The 21,124-nt window shown below is 61.4% G+C and carries 20 protein-coding genes; 15 read left to right on the top strand and 5 right to left on the bottom strand.

Features of this window, described 5'->3' with window-relative positions; genetic code table 11:
* The first annotated feature begins 11 nt into the window (after nt 1-11).
* On the top strand, nt 12-638 hold the full coding sequence (locus HX793_RS26795; protein WP_038845235.1) for a serine-tRNA(Ala) deacylase AlaX: 627 nt from the start codon (nt 12-14) through the stop codon (nt 636-638).
* On the opposite strand, the gene HX793_RS26790 is transcribed toward HX793_RS26795, so the two are convergent.
* Nucleotides 635-2,209 carry an alkaline phosphatase D family protein gene (locus HX793_RS26790; RefSeq protein WP_177095820.1) on the bottom strand — a complete coding sequence of 525 codons (1,575 nt, stop codon included), beginning with the start codon at nt 2,207-2,209 and terminating at the stop codon, nt 635-637. The two genes, HX793_RS26795 and HX793_RS26790, sit on opposite strands and share 4 nt — an antisense overlap.
* The gene (locus HX793_RS26785; protein ID WP_177095822.1) at nt 2,206-2,760 is read right to left on the bottom strand and encodes a GNAT family N-acetyltransferase; all 555 of its coding nucleotides are present in this window, start codon (nt 2,758-2,760) and stop codon (nt 2,206-2,208) included. The genes HX793_RS26790 and HX793_RS26785 overlap by 4 nt, the downstream gene beginning before the upstream one ends.
* A gap of 190 nt (nt 2,761-2,950) precedes the next feature.
* Here HX793_RS26785 and HX793_RS26780 point away from each other — a divergent pair, with 190 nt between their 5' ends.
* The 6 genes from HX793_RS26780 to HX793_RS26755 all read left to right on the top strand — a co-directional run bounded on the left by HX793_RS26780 (nt 2,951) and on the right by HX793_RS26755 (nt 10,166).
* A complete protein-coding gene (locus tag HX793_RS26780) occupies nt 2,951-3,358 on the top strand; it encodes an ExbD/TolR family protein (protein ID WP_005786670.1) in 408 nt (135 codons plus the stop codon).
* Nucleotides 3,359-3,360: 2 nt separating this feature from the next.
* A complete protein-coding gene (locus HX793_RS26775) occupies nt 3,361-4,089 on the top strand; it encodes an energy transducer TonB family protein (protein ID WP_038845191.1) in 729 nt (242 codons plus the stop codon).
* Between the two features lie 24 nt (nt 4,090-4,113).
* Entirely contained in the window at nt 4,114-6,396 is a 2,283-nt protein-coding gene (locus HX793_RS26770) for a TonB-dependent receptor (protein ID WP_177052504.1), read from the top strand.
* Nucleotides 6,397-6,413: 17 nt separating this feature from the next.
* Nucleotides 6,414-7,061: a MotA/TolQ/ExbB proton channel family protein gene (locus HX793_RS26765; protein WP_028615752.1), complete on the top strand. Its 648-nt coding sequence runs from the start codon at nt 6,414-6,416 to the stop codon at nt 7,059-7,061.
* 52 nt (nt 7,062-7,113) lie between these two features.
* Nucleotides 7,114-8,331, top strand: a complete 1,218-nt coding sequence (locus HX793_RS26760) for a phospholipase D-like domain-containing protein (RefSeq protein WP_177052503.1) — start codon at nt 7,114-7,116, stop codon at nt 8,329-8,331.
* 95 nt (nt 8,332-8,426) lie between these two features.
* Nucleotides 8,427-10,166, top strand: coding sequence for a dipeptidase (locus tag HX793_RS26755; protein ID WP_177052502.1), 1,740 nt, complete (start codon nt 8,427-8,429; stop codon nt 10,164-10,166).
* A 31-nt stretch (nt 10,167-10,197) separates the two neighbouring features.
* Here HX793_RS26755 and HX793_RS26750 read toward each other — a convergent pair whose 3' ends face one another.
* The gene (locus HX793_RS26750; protein WP_177095824.1) at nt 10,198-11,859 is read right to left on the bottom strand and encodes a M24 family metallopeptidase; all 1,662 of its coding nucleotides are present in this window, start codon (nt 11,857-11,859) and stop codon (nt 10,198-10,200) included.
* A gap of 77 nt (nt 11,860-11,936) precedes the next feature.
* Here HX793_RS26750 and pdxR point away from each other — a divergent pair, with 77 nt between their 5' ends.
* Nucleotides 11,937-13,442 (top strand): MocR-like pyridoxine biosynthesis transcription factor PdxR, encoded by a 1,506-nt coding sequence (gene pdxR / locus HX793_RS26745; protein WP_177052500.1) that lies wholly within the window; start codon nt 11,937-11,939, stop codon nt 13,440-13,442.
* Nucleotides 13,443-13,453: 11 nt separating this feature from the next.
* On the opposite strand, the gene HX793_RS26740 is transcribed toward pdxR, so the two are convergent.
* Entirely contained in the window at nt 13,454-13,705 is a 252-nt protein-coding gene (locus HX793_RS26740) for a hypothetical protein (protein WP_016979527.1), read from the bottom strand.
* Between the two features lie 59 nt (nt 13,706-13,764).
* Complete coding sequence (locus HX793_RS26735) at nt 13,765-14,868, bottom strand: polyamine ABC transporter substrate-binding protein (protein ID WP_095015344.1); 1,104 nt, start codon at nt 14,866-14,868, stop codon at nt 13,765-13,767.
* A gap of 138 nt (nt 14,869-15,006) precedes the next feature.
* Between HX793_RS26735 and HX793_RS26730 the strand changes: the two genes are divergently transcribed.
* From HX793_RS26730 to HX793_RS26700, 7 genes are all read left to right on the top strand, one after another.
* The gene (locus HX793_RS26730; RefSeq protein WP_177001983.1) at nt 15,007-15,798 is read left to right on the top strand and encodes a response regulator transcription factor; all 792 of its coding nucleotides are present in this window, start codon (nt 15,007-15,009) and stop codon (nt 15,796-15,798) included.
* 865 nt (nt 15,799-16,663) lie between these two features.
* Nucleotides 16,664-17,416, top strand: coding sequence for a hypothetical protein (locus tag HX793_RS26725; protein ID WP_028690967.1), 753 nt, complete (start codon nt 16,664-16,666; stop codon nt 17,414-17,416).
* Nucleotides 17,417-17,534: 118 nt separating this feature from the next.
* Nucleotides 17,535-17,747 carry an AlpA family transcriptional regulator gene (locus HX793_RS26720; protein WP_009459729.1) on the top strand — a complete coding sequence of 71 codons (213 nt, stop codon included), beginning with the start codon at nt 17,535-17,537 and terminating at the stop codon, nt 17,745-17,747.
* Nucleotides 17,748-17,789: 42 nt separating this feature from the next.
* Entirely contained in the window at nt 17,790-18,665 is an 876-nt protein-coding gene (locus tag HX793_RS26715) for a ParA family protein (RefSeq protein WP_028690966.1), read from the top strand.
* Nucleotides 18,649-18,897: a hypothetical protein gene (locus HX793_RS26710; RefSeq protein ID WP_019726333.1), complete on the top strand. Its 249-nt coding sequence runs from the start codon at nt 18,649-18,651 to the stop codon at nt 18,895-18,897. The genes HX793_RS26715 and HX793_RS26710 overlap by 17 nt, the downstream gene beginning before the upstream one ends.
* Nucleotides 18,890-20,548 (top strand): ParB family protein, encoded by a 1,659-nt coding sequence (locus HX793_RS26705; protein ID WP_028690965.1) that lies wholly within the window; start codon nt 18,890-18,892, stop codon nt 20,546-20,548. The genes HX793_RS26710 and HX793_RS26705 overlap by 8 nt, the downstream gene beginning before the upstream one ends.
* 15 nt (nt 20,549-20,563) lie before the next feature.
* A complete protein-coding gene (locus HX793_RS26700; protein WP_023093474.1) occupies nt 20,564-21,124 on the top strand; it encodes a DUF2857 domain-containing protein in 561 nt (186 codons plus the stop codon).

Raw genomic sequence — 21,124 nt, 5'->3', positions numbered from 1 at the left:
GGATGTAGATGATGACCGAGCGCCTGTTTTTTACCCACGACCACCTGACTGCCGAGCTGGAGGTGTTGAGTTGCACCCCCCACGAGGAGCAGTTTGCAGTGATCCTGCAGTCGACGATTTTTCACCCCCAGGGCGGTGGGCAACCTTTCGATACCGGCTGGCTCGGTGAAGCCACTGTGCTGCGCGCCACCCAGGAAGCAGACCGCGTGGTGCACTACGTCGACCGGCCATTGGAACCGGGTCCGATCACCGCAAGGGTCGATGAACAGCGCCGTATGCTAAACACCCGACTGCATTCCGCCGGGCATTTGATCGGCAACGTCGGCGAGACCTTGGGTTGGATGCCGATCAAGGCCCATCACTGGCCCGGCGAAGGCAAGATCACCTTCATCCGTGGTGAAGCGGCGCAAGCCATGGACGCCGAGGCGATCCAGCAACAGGTCAACCAATGGATTGCCGCAGATTACCCGCGCCACATGAACCTGGAAGACGGCACCCGCGAAGTCGGCTTTGGTGAATTGCCCGCGTACGCCTGCGGCGGCACCCACGTGCAGGCACTGAGCGAGTTGGGCCAGGTGACCATCCTGACCTTGTCAGAGAAAAAGGGCGCACTGTCCGTGCGCTACGAACTCGATTAAACCTCACTCGCCCCCGCCCGCCCCGGTTCCACCACAAACGACTTGAGGGTCGATACCGTGGCCATTGGGTCGCGGGGGTCGGTAATCACACGCAGGTTAGTGAGCATCTTGCCCTCCTCCACCTCAACCGACACATATCCCCGCTGACGGCTATCGAAAAACTTCACATGCGGGTTGAGCGGCAGCAGCTTGCTGAACGCATCAAAGGGCGGCCCGTCGGAGGTCACCGACGTACCGACGAATTCCGTGGCCACCACCCGCGAGTCCGGGTTATTGCCATCGGCATGCAAGTCCGTCACCCAGAACGAATGGATATCACCGCCCCAGAACACCGGGTTGCTGACCCGGTTACGTTCGATGGACGCCAGCATCCGTGTGCGATTAGCCATGTAGCCATCCCAGCCGTCGGTCCAACGCCCCGGCTTGTGATCGGTCAGGTCACGCTGGGTCAGCGGCGCCACCAGCAGGTCCTGGGCGATGATGTTCCACTGCGCTTTCGACTGGGCAAACCCCTGGTCCAGCCAGGCTTCTTGCTGCCAACCCAGCATGGTGCGGCCAGGGTCGCGCAAGTCGTGGCAGAGGTTATCGGCGATATGCCCCTGGTGGCTGCCATTGGCCGGAATGCACGGTTGTTCGGAACGGTATTGCCGACCGTCCAGTACGTGGAAACGGGCCAATCGGCCGTAGTCCAGGCGCCGGTAAATACGCATGTCCGGCCCTTTCGGCAAACTGCTGGCACGCAGCGGCATATGTTCGTAGTAAGCCTGGTAGGCCGCCGCACGTTGCTGCAGGAATTGCCCAATCGGAATCTTCGGGTCCTGGGACCAACGGTTGGCGTAGTCGTTCTGCACTTCGTGATCGTCCCAGGTCGCCACGCTCGGTGCTGCGGCGTGCAGGGCCTGTAGATCCGGATCAGTTTTGTACAAGGCATAGCGGTTGCGATAGTCGCTCAGGCTTACCGCATTGCCACTGCCATGAGGGCGGATAATCTTGCCCGAATCCGCCGCGTAGGAACTGTCGTAGATGTAGTCGCCGAGAAAGAACACCAGGTCGGGCTGTTCCTGTGCCAAATGGCGATAGGCACTGAAATAGCCGCGCTCCCAGTGGGAACACGAGACAAACCCCAGGCGCGCCGACACCATGGCATGCACCGCAGGCGCCGTGCGCGACTGCCCCACCGGGCTTTGCGCGCCCAGCCCTTCGAACTGATACCAATAGGGGCGGCCCGCCTCCAGCCCCGCGACTTCCACATGCACCGAATGGCCCCAGCGCTCACTGGCCATGACTTCGCCCTGGCGTACCACGCGGGTCATCGCGGCATCGCTGGCGACCCGCCAACGCACGGGCACGGAACGGCTCAAGCCACCCCGGCCATCCACGGCGTTGAACAACGGCGCCAGGCGCGTCCAGATCACAAACCCATCGGGCAACGGGTCACCGGAAGCCACGCCGAGGGTGAACGGATAGTCCACACCGGCGCTGCGCGCAAACGGACTGAGGATCGAAAATGTGGTGGCAACCGCCAGCCCGGCAAGCACCCGGCGTCGGCCATGATCAACCTCGCTACTCACAGCCGAAACTCCCAATCCTCTCGCAGCGTGGCGAACACCAGCATGTCTTCATGCACGCCGTTCTTGAGGAACGCCCCGCGCATGCAGCCTTCGTACTGCAGGCCTATTTTCTCCATGACCCGTGCCGACTCTTTGTTGCGACTGAAACACTGGCTGCCCACGCGATGCAGGCCAAGTTCGGTAAAGCCGTAGTCCATCAGTGCACGCGCCGCTTCTGCCGCGTAGCCCTGGTTGCGTGCGTCCGCCGCCACCCAGCCGCCCAGGTGTCCGTAGAGGTGATCCGGTTTGATGCGCAGGCTGACAATGCCGATCAGATCGCCGTTGTCACGCCGATGCATGCCCAGGCTCAACAGGTGGGCCGAGCGAAATCTCTCCGGCATGCCAGCGATGAAATCCTGCGCGATTTCGAGGGTGTAAGGCGAAGGAATACTCGCCGTGTTGTCGGCGATTTTCGGGCCGTTGGCGAGGGTGCACAGCGTCTCGGCCTGATGGTTTTCCAGTGCGCGCATTAACAGTCGCGGCGTGGATATCTGTGGCAGTTCACGGCTCATTTCCAGGGGCCCTCAATGTAAAGTTTTTGAGAATGCCCCTGGCGCATGTCAATTCTGTTACGTCACAAAAATGTCTTGAGAATCACCTGAAAGACTTGTCCTAGAGCCCTCAAAACGTCAATTAAAGTTAACCAATCGGTCATTTTTGGTTGTTAGCGTGTCGCCCCTAATTCAATAACGGGGTAGCGGAATGAGAACCTGGGACGAACCGAAAAAACGCAAGGCGCACATCGAACTGATCCCGATGATCGACGTGATGATGTTCCTCCTGGTGTTTTTCGTACTCGTGAGCCTGAACGTGATTCCGGCCCTCGGCATGAAGACGCAACTGCCCAGCGCCAGCAGTTCGCAGCAGCTCAAACCACAGAACAAATTCATCCTGACACTGGGCCTGGAAGGCCAGCTGCAACTGGATGGCAAGGACCTCACGGTCGACGCGCTGGTGCCGGCGCTGAAGGCGGCTGAAAAGCCCGATACCAAGTCGACCATCATCGTCAACAGCGACAAAGGCGTAGAAGTCTCGCGCCTGGTGGAGGTGATGGACACCCTGCGTCTGGGTGGCTTTACCTCCGTGTCCATTGCCACGCGTAAGTCCTGATCATGTACGTATTGTTTCGTGCGCGTCAGCTGCTGGGCAGTGTCCCGGCCCTGATCGCCCTGGTGCTGATTGCACTGGGTATCCAGTCCCAGACCTTGAAGGTCGAGCCGGTGTACGACGAGTCGGCGGTCGAGTTGGCGCTGGTCGAGCCAGAGCCGGAAGTGATCCCGGAACCTGTGGTGGAACAAGAACCGCCGCCGCCGGTGATCGAGGATGAAGAGGCCGAACCGGCCCCGCCACCGCCGCCACCTAAACCCTTGCCGAAACCCAAGCCTGAGCCCAAGCCGAAACCGGTGCCCAAGCCAGTGGTTGCCAAGCCAACGCCCACCCCGACACCACCACCGGTCGCCGCCAAACCGGCACCGGCGCCCGTGGCCCAGGCCGCGCCGACACCCGCACCACCTGCGCCACCCAAGGTCGACGGCCAAGCCCTGGAAGGCGGTTACCTCAAGGGTTTGCGCAACGAGCTGGACACTTACAAGCAGTACCCCACCGGACGCCAGGCCTCCCTCGAACGCCCCACCGGCGAAGTAGTGGTCTGGTTGCTGGTCGATCGCCAGGGTCGGGTTCTCGACTCCGGCTTGCAGACCCAGGCCTCGAGCATGTTGCTCAACCGGGCCGCCACCAACAGCTTGCGTCGTATCAAGCAAGTCAAGCCGTTCCCCGAGCAAGCCTTCGGGGGCCGCAATGAGCAGCGCTTCACCGCCACCTTCAACTACAGCGTGCAATAAGCACCCGACACCAGGACGACAGAGATGAGGTTCACACGGATTCATCTGGCACTCGTTGCCGCAAGCATGGGCCATGGAATGGTCATGGCCGACACCAGCAATAGCGACGTCGGGACGATTGGGGTTCAGGGCAAGGCCACGGCAGGTGGCGGCTACATGGTGCAGGAAGAAAGCATCAAAGGCCGCTCCACCGTGACCAAGGAAGCGCTGGATAAACAGACCGCCACCGGCAACGCCGTGGACAAGCTCAAGTACACGCCGGGCTTGAACATCTCCAGCGAAGACAACACCGGCCTGTCCGGCTTTCGCTTCACCATGCGCGGGCTCAACTCCGACCAGGTGGGGATGTCGGTGGACGGCATGCCGATCAACGACTCCGGCAACTACGCGCTGTACTCCAACCTGCTGGGCGACCCGGAAAACATCGAGCAGATCTTCGTCACCCAAGGCTCTTCGGAGGCCGACGGCCCGCACATCGGCTCCAGCGGCGGCAACATCGGCATCGTGACCATTCGCCCGACCAAGGAAACCGGGGCGTTCGTCAAACAGGTGATGGGCAGCAACGCCACGCGCAAGACCTTTGCCCGCCTCAACACCGGCGAGATCAATGGCCTGAGCAACTGGTTGTCGGCCTCCCACACCGAAGGCCAGATGTGGCGCGGCTCAGGCGCCGTGCGCGCGGACAAGGTCGAGTGGAACAGCTTCTTCGACGCCGGCGATGGCAACACCGCCAACCTGATCCTCAAGTACCACGAGCAGGACAACAACAGCTACAGCCAGCTGACCAAGGCCCAGTACCAGCAGAACGGCCGCAAGTACGACCCTTACCCGGCCACGCCGACCGTGGGCAGCAACGGCAAGTACAACAGCTACTACGCCCTGGCGCAGAACCCGTTCCAGACCTTCACCGCCGTGCTCAACACCCAGTTCAAGCTGGCGGACAACCTCGCGCTGTCGGTGATCCCGTATTACTACTGGGGTAACGGCAGCGGTGTCGGCTCGTCCAGCTATGCGCTGAACCGCGGTTCGAACCAGGGCGGTGTGTTCGACCTGGGCAACCTGCCGACCGGCGCCCAATACAACGCCGACGGCACCCCGAACAGTGGCGTGTACTACCGCCCTTCGCGCACCCAGACCTGGCGTCCGGGCATCACCACCAAACTGAACTGGGACTTGGGCGATCACAGCCTGCAAGTCGGCTACTGGTACGAGCGCGCCCGTCAAAGCCAGACCCAGCCGTTCATTCCGCTCAAGGCCAGTGGCAAGCCGGTCGACACCTGGCCGGACTCCAACGAGGCCGTGGTCGATGCCAACGGCAACACCATCCAGGGTCGCGACCGCTTCACCATCACCCCGGCGCAGAAGGTCTGGGCCCAGGACACCTGGTACATCAACTCGGACTGGACCCTGATCGCCGGCCTGGCCTACATGAACGTCAAGCGTGACGGCACCAACCACGGCAGCCTCACCGAGCAGGCGGAAAAACGTAACCAGACCTACAACAAGCTGTTGCCCAACGCCGGTCTGAAATACCAGTTGGATGAACGCGATCAGTTGTTCTACAGCCTGTCACGCAACATGCGCATCCCGCAGAACTACGTGCTGTACGACAAGGGCGTCGGCTCCATCGACTCCAAGCCGGAAACCAGCTGGAACCACGAACTGGGCTGGCGCTACACCGATGAAGACATGACCGTGGCCGCCACCTTGTTCTACATGCAGTTCAAGGACCGCCAAGTGTCGTCGCGCGACATCAACGGCGACTTCGCCGACATCAACGCCGGCTCCGTCAACAACAGCGGCCTGGAGCTGGAGTGGAGCGGCCTGCTGCCCAATCACTTCAACTACTACACCTCCTACACCTACACCAAGGCCGAGCAGCAAGACGACCTGACCGTGTACAACGCCGGCAAAGCCATCCTGTTGCCGACCAGCGGCAAGCAGTTCGCCAACGTGCCGAAAAACATGCTGGCCGCCAACATCGGCTACGACGATGGCCGTTTCTACGGCACCTTCGGCGGCAAGTACACCAGCAAGCTCTACGGCGACCTGACCAACGACGAAGCGATCTCCGGCCGTACCGTGTTCAACGCCGGCGCGGGTATCTACCTGCCGGTGGACAAGAAGGTGGTCAAGGACGCGACCCTGCGCCTGAACGTCGACAACCTGTTCGACAAGAAGTACCTGGACGGCGTGTACACCACCAAGACCAACGCGGCCAGCTACAGCGGTTTCCGCGACGGCGACCCGGCCTACATCGTGGGCCTGGAACGTACCGTGACGGTTTCCCTGGAAGCCAACTTCTAATTGCGAGGTAAATGAACATGGACATGAATCTGCTCCACGACATCACCTTTTATGTGATGTATGCCGCGATGGCCATCGCGATCTTTATCACCATCGAACGCGGGATTTACTTCGCCTACGTACGCCGCCAAGCCCGCGCGCTGACCGAGGTGCTGGGCGCCAATGTGCACAGCGAACGCGACTTGCCGGAAAGCCTGACCCGCCGTGACAGCCTGCCGCTGAGCATGGTGTTGCCGGTGCTGGCGCAGAAAGCCTCACAAGGTTCGCGCAAGGACCTGGATGACGTCATCGAAACCCAGTACCTGACCACCCGTGCCCCCCTGGCCCGCAGCCTGTGGATCATCGAAACCATCACCACCGCCGCGCCGCTGTTGGGTTTGCTGGGCACCATCCTCGGCATCATCGACACCTTCAAGGCGCTGGCCACGGCGGGCGTGTCCGACCCAGGGCAGATCTCCGGTGGTATCGGCACGGCCTTGTTCGCCACCGGCCTGGGGATCGCCATCGCGCTGTTCTGCGTGGTGTTCCACAACTTCTTCCAGGACAGCCTGGAGCGCATCAACGACCAGCTGAAAATCCTGCTGATCCGCGCCGCCACCGGCGCCCGCGTGCAGAGTGAAGTACCGCACCTGGTGCCGACGCCGCTGCACAGCCGCACGGCCTAAACGCAACAGCGGGCGCGCAATGCGCCCGCTTTCTTTTCTGATGGGAATCCCTATGTCCGTTTCCTTGAAATTGCGCATCGCAGGCCTGGCAGGCTTGCTCATGAGTCCGCTGGCCCAGGCGGACTTTTCGATTCCGGGGTTTGAATTGGTGCACACCGTGCCGGTGGACACCGCCCTCGGTACCGACGACTTGCGCCAGCCCGGCCCGGTGTGGAGCGAGCTGTTCGATGGCGCAAAAAACAGTATCGACATTGGCCAGTTCTACGCCGCCGATCACCCAGGCTCGGTGATGGACCGCGTGATCGAACGCCTGGAAGCCGCCGGTAAACGCGGTGTGAAAATTCGTTTTCTGCTGGAAGAAAAAGGCATCCGATTGTCGGAAGCTTCTACCCTGGAACGCCTGCGGGCGATCCCCAACCTGACCTTTCGCGTGCTGCCCTACGCGCGGGTGAGCGGTGGGATCATCCACGCCAAATACCTGGTGGTGGATGGCAAGCAGGCGTTTGTCGGCAGCCAGAATTTCGATTGGCGCTCGCTGGAACATATCCACGAAACCGGGCTGCGTATCACCGACCCGACCGTGGTGAGCCAAGTGCAGGCAATCTTCGAACAGGACTGGAAAGCCCAGCAAGCCGTGGCCGACAACCAACCCGTTCCGCTGCCTGCCTCCAGCAAAGAGCCGCCACGTACCGGCAACTACCTGGTCGCCAGCCCGCAACGCTACAACCCACCAGGCGTGGGTGATTCACAGCTGGAACTGCCGCGTCTGCTGAGCGAAGCCAAACACGAAGTGCGCGTGCAACTGCTGGACTACGCACCACTGTCCTACGGACCGGACAAGACCCGCCCGTACTACGCAGTGATCGACAATGCCGTGCGTGCGGCAGCGGCACGTGGGGTGTCGATCAAGCTGATGGTGTCCAACTGGAACACCGACAAGCTGGAACTGCCCTACCTCAAAAGCCTGGCCGTGCTGCCTAACGTCCAGATCAAAATCGTCACCCTCCCCGAGGCCAGGCAAGGTTTTATCCCGTATGCGCGGGTGATCCACAGCAAGACCATGGAAATCGACGGCCAGGTTGCGTGGATCGGCACCAGCAACTGGCTGGGCGGGTACCTGGATAACTCGCGCAATCTGGAAGTGGTGATGCGCAGTGAAGCGATGGCCAAGCGGATCGGGGATTTGCATGAGCAGTTGTGGGATGGGCCCTACGCTAGAGCCTTGAACGTGACCGAGGAGTACCCTGAGCCCCATCCTGGCCAGCATTGACCAGAGGCACCTGAGTAGTGGTAGTGTGTGGAAATGTTTCTGACAGTTTGATCAGAAACGTCCTACTCACTACCTGCAAAGGAATGCGTCCCTTCATGCACTTTCCACTCAAGCACTTGGCGGCTGCCACCCTGTTCGCGGCGAGCCTTTCGGCCATCACCAGCCCCGCTTTCGCCAACATCACCCCGGACCAAAGCACAGCGATTCTGAAGCATTTCAACGAAACGTCCGTCACCGATTTCCGTGGTTTCCTCGGCGCCCTGGCCAAGGGCGACCTGGGCAAGACCAGCGATGTAGGCCCGGCGATCAGTGCGTTTATTGATAACAAAACCTTGAGCGCGGATCAGCAGAACGAGATCAATCGCCTGCTCGGTATCTACACCCGCGTGAAGTACGGCAAGGCCGCCACCGAAACCCTGCGCGAACTGGTGGAAATCCCGACCTTTAACGTGGACGGCCTGCCGCAGTACAAGAACCCGGAATTCATCAAGATCGCCGGCAAGATCGAGGCACTGGCCAAGGCCTTTAACCTGACCTTCCGCAATATCGACAACCGTGTGTACGAAATTTCCCTGGAAGGCAGCGGTGATGAAGTGGTGGGTATCCACGCCCACGCCGACGTGGTGCCCGTGACACTGGAAAACTGGGTATTGAAAGACGGCACCAAGCTCGACCCGTTCAAGGTCACGCTGATCGGTGACCGCATGTACGGCCGTGGCACCGAGGATGACAAGAACGGCATCGTCGTGGCGATGTATGCCATGAAGGTGATCAAGGAAGAGAAACTGCCGCTGGCACGCAATTTCAAGCTGCTGGTGGACACCACCGAAGAAACCTCCGGCGACGCGATTCCCTACTACTTCGAAAAGAACCCGACACCGCAATACAACCTGGCGCTGGATGGCGGTTACCCGGTGGTGATTGCCGAGAAAGGCTACGGCACGGTGATGGCCACCTTCCCGCGCCGCAAGGGTGAAGGCAAAGGCGCGGAAATCATCTCGATGACCGGCGGCATGGCGACCAACCAGATTCCGTCGGCGTCAGTGGCGACTTTTGTCAGCGACAAACCTGCCGAGTTGGCTGCCAGCCTGCAAAAGGCCGGTGCTGAATACGCCAAGAACAACGGTGGCGATTTTGAAGTGGCCGCCAAGGTCGACGGCAAAAACGTCAAGCTGACCGTCACCGGCGTGTCCGCACACTCGTCCGAGCCGGAGTCCGGGGTCAACCCGGTGGCGCGCATGCTGGAGTTGATCCACAGCGTCGATGGCAAGATCGCCCTCAAGCACAACCACATCACGGATGCTGCACGTTATGCGTCTGACAACTGGGGCCTGGATTACCTGGGCGGCAAGTTGGGCGTGGGCTTCTCTGATGAGTTCATGGGGCCGCTGACCACTTCGCTGACCTTTGTCGGCCTGGATGAAAAAGCCTTCAAGCTGGCCGTGAACCTGCGCGTGCCGAAGGGCAAGTCACCTGAAAAACTCAAAGCCGAGATCGCCGAAAAATTGAGCGCCTGGGACAAGAAAACCAAGGTCAAGGTGGGTTTCACCTACTCGGTGGCCGAGCCGATGTATCGCAACCCTGAAGGTGAGTGGGTCAAGGCCCTGTTGGCCGTGGCGAGCGAAAACCTGGGCATGGAACATAAGTTCGGCACGTCGGCCGGCGCGACCTCCGTGCATGAACTGCCCAACGGCGTGCAATTCGGCTTGGCGCGTCCGGAAGTGAAGTACACCGGGCACACTGACAACGAGTTCAAGACCGTCGACCAGTTCCTGCTGGACCTGCAGATCGTCACCGAAATGATGGGCCGTATCGGCCAACTGCCGAAGCTCTGATAAACAGCAGCCCGTCGCAACGGCGGGCTCTTCAGGCTTGCAGCATCAGCATATCTTCGAAAAAACCACCGACCGGTTCCGTGGGATGGCACAACTGGATTTCCAGGACCCAGGCCATTTCACTCGGTGGGATTTCCAGGTCCGCCAACACTTTGCTCTCGAACAACGCGTGGGGAAAATCCGCAAGGCGGTGCCCTGCCAAATTGCGCGCCAGCCTCCAGCCTTTTGCCACGGCGCTCTGCTCGGCGAAGTCATAAAGTTCGCGGCCAGTGAGGCCCTGTAGCCAGGCGTCGCGGGTTTCGTCGAACACCTCGTGCAGTGCGGTCCTGCACGCCAGGTGCAGCGGCGCGTCACCGAACACAAAGGTATCGCCGTAATCGCCTTCGTAACCGTCCCACACTGGGCCCAAATCAACCACGACGATATCGCTGGCGCGCAGCCTGCGCTGGCGGTCAATGCCTTCGCGGGGCGGGCGCACCGTGTCATCGCCAAAACGGATGTAGGTCGGGTGCCAGGTGTGGGAGGCGCCCATGGCGTGCAGTTGGTCGGCGGCCATGTCGAGGGCTTCGCCGGTGGTCATGCCGACCTGCAGTCGGCTGGCAATCGCCGCCAAGGCGCGGATTGACTGATCGCGCGCGGCCAGCATGCCGTCCAGTGAATAACGTGGGCCGACTTTCTCCCAGATCGGGTGCAGCGCCTTGGGCGTCGTGCCGGCACTCGACCGGCCACTGGGCACAAAGGCCTCCGCGACGAATCGATGGCCGGGCAAGCCGGCGTCCAGACACTCCGTGCGCACCTGGCTGATCATGGCGCCATTACCGCAGGCATACACCTGGGCGGCTTCCCAGTCATGCCCATGGCTCAAGGCAACTTCCTGCACTCGCCCCTGGGAAACCAACACAGGGTGCCAGTGAAAGCGTGGGTGATCGATGACCGACTGGTCCAGGAACGTGCGGTCATAGAAATCTGCCGGTTGCCCGCCGCCCCAGTACAAGGTCACGTCAACATCACGCGTTAGGGCGGTCAGCAGGGTGGGCTTGATACCCGCGTAGCCGGTGCCCGTGGCGAACAAGACGACGGGCGCATTGTCATTGTCCTGCCAGGTACAGGCACCAAATGGCCCTTCCAGTTGCAACAGATCGCCGGCTTCAAGGTGGGCCAGCAGGGTCTCGGAAAACAGCCCGCCCCTCACCTGGCGAATCTGAAAAACCAGCCGCCCGTCGTCTTCGGCCGGCAGGTTGGCGATCGAGAAACACCGCGAGTCGCCGTCGACCAGGCGGAACTTGAGGTACTGGCCCGCCCGCACCGCCAGCGGCCTGTCCGGCATCACCACCAACTCAATGATGTCGGGGCTCAGTGCGCGCTTGCTCACGACCTGCGCCTCGACCACCAGCGCCGGCGTGTCCAGTGACCAACCGGGGATTTCCAGGCGCATGTCGCCGCAGGCGTGGCTCTGGCACAACAGCATTTCATTGGCGGCCAACGGATAACACGGCGCGGGGGCGTCCGCCGCCAGCTGCTTGGCCCGGTACGCCCCTGCTGCGACCACCACCTTGCATGAGCCACAGGCACCGCGCCGGCAGGAAAACGGCACCGGCAGGCCGTTGGCCAGCATCGCATCCAGCAACAGTTCATCACCGGCCTCAAAGGTTTTCCCCGAGGGGGACAGTTCGATGACATGACGTGTATTCATAACAACCTCGGGGTGAGTGAGGCTGGATTGTTGCGCTAGACTAGGCCCATTAAAACCTCCAGTTTTGGATACTTCAGATGGTCCAGATGCGAAAATGGCGCCCGCTGCTCAAGCTGGACGACAGTGCAAGCCAGGCGTCCTATCGCAGGATTGCCGAAGGCCTGGTGACCGCGATCGTTGAAGGGCGATTGCTGCCCGGCACCTTGCTGCCGGGCACGCGGGAAATGGCGCAGTTGCTCGACGTCAACCGCAAGACGGTGATCCTGGCCTACGAAGAGGCCATGACCAAAGGCTGGCTGGTCAGCGAGCCGCGACGCGGAACCTTCGTCAACGCGCAGTTGACGGCCAAGCAACTGCCGAGCCGCGCGCAAGCGTCCTTCGCGCCGCCCATCCTGGCGCAGACAGCCGCGCCCTATTTCGCCCAGAACGCCCAGGTGACGGCGCTGAACCATCGGCATGGCGCGCTGTTTTTCGACAACGGCACCAGCGACCACCGCCTGCTGCCCCAAGCCGTGCTGCACCGCTACTACCGCAACGCCCTGCGTAGCAGCTTTGCGTCCAACACGCTGCGCTACGGCAGCGAGGGCACCGGCTATCATCTGCGCTGCGCCCTGGCCGAGATGCTGCGCAACAACCGTGGGTTGACGGTCAGCGCCGAAAACATCTGCCTGACCCAAGGCACGCAGATGTCGCTGTACCTGACCGCCAGCCTGTTGCTCAAACCTGGCGACGTGGTGCTGGTAGAGCGCCTGAGCTACCCGCCAGCGTGGGAAATCTTCCGCAGGTTGGGTGCGCAACTGGTCACGGTGGACATCGACGAAGAAGGCTGTCGCACGGACCAGATCGATTACCTGTGTCGCGAACACAAGGTGCGCATGATCTACCTCACGCCGCACCACCAGTTCCCCACCACCGTGAGCCTGCACGCGGCGCGGCGGCAACAGTTGCTGGCATTGGCGGCGCTGCATGACTTCTGCATCATCGAAGAGGATTACGACCACGAATTTCACTTCAGCGGACGCCCCTACCTGCCCCTGGCCAGCGATCGCGCGCAGCGACATGTGATCTATGTCGGTTCGTTGTCCAAGGTCCTCGGCTCGACGTTTCGCTGCAGTTATGTGGTGGCTCCTACGCAGGTGATCGAAGCCCTGCATCGCAACGCTGCACTGATGCTGGGCGATGCCGACGCGGTCGCGCAGAAGATGCTTGCCGACTTGATCAACGATGGCGAACTCAAGAAGCACCTGCGCCGGGTATCAAAGGAATACCGCGCTCGCCGTGAGACCTTGCAAGACTGCCTGCAGGCGGCGTTCGGTGATCGGATCCAGGTGCGCGAGCCCGAAGGCGGCCTGGCGCTGTGGGTACGCTTCGACGATACAATCGACGTCGACCAGACGGTGAACGCAGCCCTTGATCACGGGCTGGTCGTACGCAGCGGCCGGCAGTTCTCGCCGATGGACCAGGCGGAGAACGCGTTGCGCCTGGGTTTCGCCTCGCTGAACCAGCAAGAGATCCGCGAGGCCACATTACGCCTGGCCAAAGCAGCAAGCCCGCGCGCACACAAAAATGCCGATCATCGCTGATCGGCATTCGGTTAGAGCGGCAGCAGGAAGCGTGATCGCTCCTCGGTCCGGGCAAGCTCCGGGAACTCCAGCAGCAGCGCCCGGTTGCCCCGGCCGATATGCTCCATCACCGCCCGCGTAATGTACTCACGCACCATGCCCGTGGAAACGTAATACATGGCCCAGGCTTGCTCGGGCGTACAGTGGCCGATCTGTTCCTCGATGTCCTTGTACGCCTTGTCATCGTCCGACTTCACGTCGCGCTGATATTCGGCTTGGCCCATGATTGATCTCCTTCACTGACACGTCTGCTGCAGCCCGACCCGCCTATTCATTCACCCGATCAGGTGCCGCTCTTCACCTTGGTCCACACCCGCGTGCGGATTCGCTCCAATTTCAAGGGCAACGGTTCCAGGGGAACCAAGGTGGCGATCGTCTCTTTGGACGGATAAATCCAGGGGTTATCGCGCAACTTCTGCTCGACCAACTGGGTGGCGTCCTTGTTGGCGTTGGGGTACAGCGTGTGGTTGGAACTCTTGGCAATCACTTGCGGGTCGAGCATGTAGTTGATGAACGCCAGGCCCTGCTTGGCATGCGGCGCATCCTTGAGCAGCACAAAGTTTTCCGACCACACCAACCCGCCCTCACGCGGCAGGCTGTAGGCAATCTTGCGGCCAGTGTTGTTTTTCTCATTGATGGCTTGCGCCGTCAGCGCTCCGCTCGCCCACCCCACCACCACGCAAATATTTCCGTCGGCAAAGTCAGCGTCGGTCCTGGAAGAGTCGAAGTAGAGAACGTAAGGGCGGATCTTCAGCAGCAACGCCTGGGCTTTCTGGTAATCCTCGGGGTTCTGGCTGTTGCTTGGCAGGCCGAGGTAATGCAAGGCAATCGAAATGATTTCACTCGGCGAGTCGAGCATCGCCACGCCACACGACTTGAGCTTGCTGATGTTCTCTTCCTTGAAGATCAGGTCCCAGCTGTCCACCGGGGCATCGTCACCCAGGGCGGCCTTGACCTTATCCACGTCGTAACCAATGCCGGTGGTGCCCCACAAATACGGCACGGCATAGCGGTTACCCGGATCGTTGGCGGACAGCAGCGCCAGCATTTCGGGATCGATGTGCGAGAAATTACTCAGTTGGGAACGGTCCAGCGGCGCCAGCACACCGGCCTGGATCAGGCTGGGCAAGACATTCGAGGTAGCAACGACGACGTCATACCCAGTGCGCCCGGCCATGACCTTGCTCTGCATGATCTCGGCACTGTCGAAAGCATCCAGGTGCATCCGGGTACCGGTTTTCTGCTCAAATTCCTTGGGGGTTTCCGGCGCGATCAGCCCGAACCAGTTATACAGATTGACCCGAGGCTCGGCCGCCGAGACCGGCGCACTGGCACACACAGACACCAGCGCAGCCATAAAAATGGCGCGCAATTGGGGTTGACTCATCTCGCTATCCTTGTCAAAACGACAGGCCATCATGGCCTGCATCCACTGGAGGGTGAATATACGCGGCAGGTCCGATTAGTAAATACCCAGAAGTACTTAGCCCAGCCCCATGAATGCCTAACCCTAAAGGGGTAGTAAATGTCGCTCGACCTTCACAACCTGGCCTGGCATCGGTCCGCCGGAACGCTGATCATGCAGCTGAACCGCCCGGCGTTCTGGAGCTCGCTGGTTCGCGTGTTAAAGGAATATGTCCAGATCGACAATTGGGTTGTGCTGATCTTCAGCGACCAACAGGTGCGGGTTATCAGCCTGACCGAAGTCGCCGATGCAGACGAAGTGGACGCCCTGACCCAGCGCTATGTAAAAGGGCTGTACCTGCTGGACCCGTTTTACATCGCCAACCGGGAAAACCCGCAGAGTGGTTTTTTCCATCTGTCCGACATCGCGCCGGAGCACTTCCTGACCACCGAGTATTACCACCAGTACTTTGCCCAGTACGTCAGCGTGGACGAGGTGCAGTACAACGTGCAGCTCGACGCCGACAGAACCCTGTGCATTTCATTTGGCAGCAACGTGCGATACAGCCCGCAGCAGATCACTACGCTGGACATGATCAAACCGTGGGTGATGGCATTGATGCATCAACGCATGTGCTTTGAGAGTGACGCGGAAAAAAGCCAGGCCGAACCGCCGCCGTGGTCTGAGGCGATCATGCAACTTGGCGCACAAATCACCGCGCGCGAAAAAGATGTGCTGCGGTTGCTGTTGAGCGGTTTTTCCAACAAAGAGATCGCCGGCAAGCTGAACCTGTCGACCGAGACCATCAAAGTTCATCGTCGCAACCTTTACAACAAGCTGAGCATCAAGTCTCAGTCCGAGTTGTTTGCACGGTTTTTCATGCCTGGGCAGGAAACGTCGCCAGCGCATTGAACCGCCAGCGTCCTCTCACAAATCACGCACAAACAAAAACGCCGATCATTGCTGATCGGCGTTTTCATTGAATATGGAGCGGGAAACGAGACGTGTACTAGGACAGTAAGTCGTTGTTTCCCAATCACTTTCTTCGTTGGGCTGGCCAGCGAAGACCTCAATTGTAGCCTTGTTTTTCGTCCTCGGCAACAAATTCGTCCAAAGAGTTCCACAGACGTCCAAAGAGCTGCACTCAGCACACCAGACCCACGATCGGTACATCGTCGTAGGCAACTCCCTCGAACTCATCATCCACGCCCGGTCGTCTGCCCCGCATCCATCACCGCGAAGACGATCAGGCAGATGGTTCTGGTGATGGCACAGCTCGGATGCCACCTAGGAACGCCTGCACCACAACTCACAGGCGACCTTCTGGTCAAGCTCCTTTGAAAGAACGCGCATGCTGGCCACCGCGTTTCCGCACACGATTCTTTGTCGATATATCAGGATGACGGGGCAAGCATGACAGGCGCCGGTTTGCTGCGTCCGACTGGACATTCGAGGACGATTGCGGCCCCCTCACGCTTCCTGAGACCGCTGGCATATCAGGTCATACCTAGACGGTTTTGCAGAAACCGTAACTTCTCACGACCCTGATAGCGTGAGCGTCGCTGTCGAGCCTACGTCCCGATGCTCGACCTTCTGATCGATGATTTTTGCACATCGAACACACGACGACTACCAGTTGCGCGAACTGGTGAGAAGTATTCAAACCACATGACGAAGCGGCCTTCGGGACCCACTTCCTACACAAGCGACAGGCCGACCATGAGGTCGGCGACAAAGGAGTCGGTCATGTAGTTCTTCTCCTGGAAGGAGACGGAGCATGCACGAGAACAAGAATGATGCACCAACATCAAAGGTGTTCTATCGCCCGATCGAAGCGTCCATCCGCTGGGCCGGGCTGCTGCGATACGAGCAGGTGATCCTGGCTTCGATTTCGTCGCCAAGGCGCCTGCCGCAGTCGTTGGACTGTCCACGTTGTGACGAGCTGCGGCTTTGCACCGAACGCATCTTCGACGGCATCCTCAATGGAGAACTGCCCTTCGGACGGAACGGCATCACGACGCGCGATTCCGCGCTGATCGACTCCCCTGATCTGACGGTGCGCCACGTCGATCTGAAGCGCTGGATGCGCCAGCACTATCCCGAGCAACGACCGTGCTTCCTTTTCTCCCGGAGCGAGCGCATCGCCCATCCCTTCATCTCGGTGGAAACTGGGCAGGCGATGCTAGTCGAGCGCCTGGCCCTGAAGTCCACCTTGGACCAGTACAAACGCCAACTGCATGAGCTGCAGGAAAAGCACGGAGCGCTTCTCAAGCAGATGGCGCCCTCTGCTGGCGCACAGTGCCTGATCAGTGATCGCGCCGAAGCCACCTACCTGAACATCATCGGCAGCATGCTGGACCTGATGCTCGGCCAGTCGCCTTCCGGCGTTCCGTACTCCAGCTTCAAGACGCAGGAGGCGGTGGTCAGCGCGTTGGTCGCCCATCACAGCGGCGCAATGGGGATCGCGGAGCGGACGCTAAACGGCAAGTTCGCCACGGCCAGACGCCGGCTGCGTAGCGCAACAGTCTGAGGTTTTCCATCTTGTATGTGCAATCGCGGAGATTGCATTTGCAATGTCTTTTCCCATCCATGTCTATTGAATGGAGGTCACGCCAACAAACGCCACTGAGCGTTCAGGAGTGACCGCCATGTCGCAAACACCTGCACTGCCCGCAAGCGAGCGCCGCATCCTGCGGCTTGATGAAGTCGAAACCAAGTCGGGTTTCAAACGCGCCCACATCTACAACCTGATGCGCAAAGGCCTGTTCCCGAAGGCGCTGCGCCTGGGCGTGCGCGCGGTCGGTTGGGACTCCATCGAGATCGATCAGTGGATCGCCGAGCGCGTCAACAACCGGGCCTGACCCGTTCTCCAGCGGACTTCCCATCCTCACACGGAGAACGCCATGCAGGTCGTATCCATCATTTCAACCAAAGGTGGCGTCGGCAAGACCACCACGGCCGCGAACCTCGGCGGGCTTGCCGCGGACGCGGGGCTGCGTGTACTGCTGCTCGACCTCGACGTGCAGCCCACCTTGTCCTCGTACTACGAGCTAGGCCACCGCGCACCTGGTGGCATCTACGAGTTGCTGGCCTTCAACGAGCGCGACCTCGGGCTGCTTGTGTCCCGCACGAACATCGAGGGCCTGGACTTGGTGCTCTCCAACGACCACCGAGGCGAGCTGAACACTTTGCTGCTGCACACGCCGGATGGGCGCCTACGGTTGCGCCATCTCTTGCCGGTCCTGGCGCCTCTCTATGACCTGGTGCTGATCGACACCCAAGGTGCGCGCTCGGTGCTGCTGGAGATGGCGGTGCTCGCCTCCAACCTCGCGCTGTCGCCCGTGACCCCGGAAATTCTCGCGGCGCGCGAGCTGCGGCGCGGCACCATGCAGTTGCTCGAAGACATTGCGCCCTACCGGCACCTGGGCATCGAGCCTCCACCTCTGCATCTGCTCATCAATCGCGTCCACCCTGTGTCAGCCAATGCACGGCTGATCCAGCAGGCCCTGCGCGATCTTTTCCAGGACCACGCCGGCATCCGCGTGCTGGCCACCGACGTGCCGGCCATCGAGGCGTATCCGCGTGCAGCTACGCGCGGATTGCCAGTGCATCGGGTCGAATACCGCCAGCCGCCGGGCAGAGTCGCCCTCGCCGCGCTCGACACCATGCGCGGCCTCGCAGACGAACTATTTCCGCAATGGCGGCACCGATTTGCCATGGTGTCCGGCCGTCCGCCACACCCTCTTGATGCCGGGAGGTCCCATGGCGAACGCACATGAGCTAGCCCGAGGCCACAAGCGGCTTCGCGCCCTGATCGAGTTCGCGGTTGGCGAAGGTTGGCACGTCAAACGCACGCCTGGCGGCCACCTCAAGTTCACCAAGCCTGGCTGCGCCGCGATCTACACCAGCTCGACGGCAAGCGACCACCGGGCGACCCTGAATGCCCGTGCGCAAATCCGCCGCGCCGAGCGCGAGGCCCGATACCAAGCGCAGGGAGGCGGCCATGGCTGAGATCACCTCCCAGCAGATGGCTGGCAAGCTGCTCGCGGCCGGGTTCGAGCGCAGCGGCCCGTCAGCCTCGACCTTGAGCGACCCGATCGCCGACACCCCCATGGTCGTGACCCTAGATCAGTTGCGCCCCTACGACCACGATCCCAGGAAAAAACGCAACCCGGCCTACGAGGAAATCAAGGCGTCCATCCGCGAGCGCGGTCTGGACGCAGCGCCGGCCATCACTCGCCGACCAGGTGAGTCCCACTACATCATCCGCAACGGTGGAAATACTCGGCTGGCGATCCTGCGCGAACTATGGTCAGAGACCAAGGACGAGCGGTTTTTCCGTGTATCGTGCCTGTTCCGGCCGTGGCCCAGCCGCGGCGAAGTCGTCATGTTGACCGGCCACTTGGCCGAGAACGAATTGCGCGGGGGCCTCACGTTCATCGAGCGCGCCCTCGGCGTCGAGAAGGCGCGCGAGTTCTACGAGCAAGAAAGCGGCACCACCTTGAGCCAGTCCGAGCTGGCCCGCCGCCTCGCCGCCGATGGCTTCCCGGTACAACAGTCGCACATCAGCCGCATGAACGACGCGGTGCAGTATCTCCTGCCCGCGATCCCCACCGTGCTCTATGGCGGTCTCGGTCGCCATCAGGTCGAACGCCTGTCGGTCATGCGCAAAGCCTGCATGCTCGCGTGGGAGCGCTACGCCAAGGGTCGCCCACTGGTTCAGGACTTCGACGAATTTTTCCAGGAAGTGCTGTCGCAATTCGACGTCCAGGCCGACGAGTTCTCCGCGCAGCGTGTACAGGACGAGCTGATCGGCCAGATGGCCGAGATGCTGGGTGTCGATTACGACGTGCTCGCCCTGGACATGACCGAATCCGAGAGCCGGCAGCGCGCCTTGGTCAGCGACCCAACGCCGCCATCGACGCCGCCTGCGTTGCCGGAGCCGGGAACCATCGCGCGCCCACCTGCCAACACTGCGCCACCCATCGCAGGGGCTGCATCCGCAGCGCCGCCTGCAGGCCGACCTGCGGCAACGCCTTCGACGCGCGAGAGCGACACGGATGCCAGCCAGGCAAGTCCGGCCAACCCTGCGGTGGGTGGCGATCTGCTTCGGGAGCACATCGTCTCGCCGGCACCGACGACCGAACGGCTCCAGTCCATTCAGCGCATGGTCGCCGACCAGTTGGGTGATGCGCTGCCGCTCGACTTCTCGGCGAGTGTCTTGCAGTCCATCCCTGTGCAGGCTGGCGGGCTCTATCCGATCTCCGATGTCTGGTACATCGATCCCGGCGTGGACACAGCCGAGCGCCTGCGCATCCACATCGCACAGTTCGCCCGCGAAATCGCGGGCGAGGCAGACCTGGACGAGTGCATTGATGACCGTGCAGAGGGTATCGGTTTCGTCTGCCGGGCCCGCACCCAAAGCTCGGCACCGCTGGGCCGTGCCGTCCTCGCGCTGTTAGCGTGCCTGGCCGGTCAGCGGCCCGCCGACGTCGGCCTGCACGACGGGCAAATCGTCATCGAACTGCCGGCGCTGCTGCACGGCCAGGGTGATGCGGCCCAGCGATTGAGCGATACCTCGCTGGTCAAGCTGTTCCGGCTGCTGCGGCTGGCCCGGCGCCTGCTCGACCTTGAAGCCGGCGCTGAAGGCGTTGGAATGTGAGCGAGGGAGGCCAGCATGTCCGCACCACACCCACTCAACCAGGCCGTCATCGCCCAGGCCCTCTATGACCTGCGCAATGGGCAACTGCGCCGGTGCAAACTGATGGGGTTTGGCGAGGAAGAACTGGACGCCCTCAAGCATCCCGCGCTGATCAGCGTGCTCGCCAACGCTAACGTCTCCTGGTGCTCGGTGACGGTCAACCGCGAAGTGCTCCGGCGACTGCTCAAGCAGGCGCAGGACGTGGAGAAGGAAATCGCCACGGTCGATCGCATGCTCAGGCTGGGCGCGAGCACCGAGATGGTCAGTCGGTTCTATGGCCTGACCCACCAGGAGGTGGCGCTTCGCCGCGAAATCCTCGGCCTGCCGAAGCGCAAGGGCCGCCACCCCGTGCTGGACGAGAAACAGGACACGGAGCTGTGGCGGCAATGGAAGGCCGTGACCGGCAGCAGGAATGTCGATCTCGAAGACGAAACCTCCATCCTCGACGCTACCATGGACTTGGCCGAAGGCATGTCGCTGCCTCTGTCGGTGGTCTGGGCCTCGATCAAGAGCTGGGTCGATCAGGGATTGGGTTGA

Origin of the sequence: Pseudomonas reactans, from assembly GCF_013387025.1 — a bacterium.
GTDB lineage: Bacteria > Pseudomonadota > Gammaproteobacteria > Pseudomonadales > Pseudomonadaceae > Aquipseudomonas > Aquipseudomonas reactans.
This window is presented reverse-complemented; position numbering and strand designations above follow the sequence as displayed.

Coding starts and splice junctions, on each gene's coding strand:
- HX793_RS26795 (WP_038845235.1), top strand. CDS start 12: ATGACCGAGCGCCTGTTTTTTACCCACGACCACCTGACTGCCGAGCTG.
- HX793_RS26785 (WP_177095822.1), bottom strand. CDS start 2,760: ATGAGCCGTGAACTGCCACAGATATCCACGCCGCGACTGTTAATGCGC.
- HX793_RS26780 (WP_005786670.1), top strand. CDS start 2,951: ATGAGAACCTGGGACGAACCGAAAAAACGCAAGGCGCACATCGAACTG.
- HX793_RS26775 (WP_038845191.1), top strand. CDS start 3,361: ATGTACGTATTGTTTCGTGCGCGTCAGCTGCTGGGCAGTGTCCCGGCC.
- HX793_RS26770 (WP_177052504.1), top strand. CDS start 4,114: ATGAGGTTCACACGGATTCATCTGGCACTCGTTGCCGCAAGCATGGGC.
- HX793_RS26765 (WP_028615752.1), top strand. CDS start 6,414: ATGGACATGAATCTGCTCCACGACATCACCTTTTATGTGATGTATGCC.
- HX793_RS26760 (WP_177052503.1), top strand. CDS start 7,114: ATGTCCGTTTCCTTGAAATTGCGCATCGCAGGCCTGGCAGGCTTGCTC.
- HX793_RS26755 (WP_177052502.1), top strand. CDS start 8,427: ATGCACTTTCCACTCAAGCACTTGGCGGCTGCCACCCTGTTCGCGGCG.
- HX793_RS26750 (WP_177095824.1), bottom strand. CDS start 11,859: ATGAATACACGTCATGTCATCGAACTGTCCCCCTCGGGGAAAACCTTT.
- pdxR (WP_177052500.1), top strand. CDS start 11,937: ATGGTCCAGATGCGAAAATGGCGCCCGCTGCTCAAGCTGGACGACAGT.
- HX793_RS26740 (WP_016979527.1), bottom strand. CDS start 13,705: ATGGGCCAAGCCGAATATCAGCGCGACGTGAAGTCGGACGATGACAAG.
- HX793_RS26735 (WP_095015344.1), bottom strand. CDS start 14,868: ATGAGTCAACCCCAATTGCGCGCCATTTTTATGGCTGCGCTGGTGTCT.
- HX793_RS26730 (WP_177001983.1), top strand. CDS start 15,007: ATGTCGCTCGACCTTCACAACCTGGCCTGGCATCGGTCCGCCGGAACG.
- HX793_RS26725 (WP_028690967.1), top strand. CDS start 16,664: ATGCACGAGAACAAGAATGATGCACCAACATCAAAGGTGTTCTATCGC.
- HX793_RS26720 (WP_009459729.1), top strand. CDS start 17,535: ATGTCGCAAACACCTGCACTGCCCGCAAGCGAGCGCCGCATCCTGCGG.
- HX793_RS26715 (WP_028690966.1), top strand. CDS start 17,790: ATGCAGGTCGTATCCATCATTTCAACCAAAGGTGGCGTCGGCAAGACC.
- HX793_RS26710 (WP_019726333.1), top strand. CDS start 18,649: ATGGCGAACGCACATGAGCTAGCCCGAGGCCACAAGCGGCTTCGCGCC.
- HX793_RS26705 (WP_028690965.1), top strand. CDS start 18,890: ATGGCTGAGATCACCTCCCAGCAGATGGCTGGCAAGCTGCTCGCGGCC.
- HX793_RS26700 (WP_023093474.1), top strand. CDS start 20,564: ATGTCCGCACCACACCCACTCAACCAGGCCGTCATCGCCCAGGCCCTC.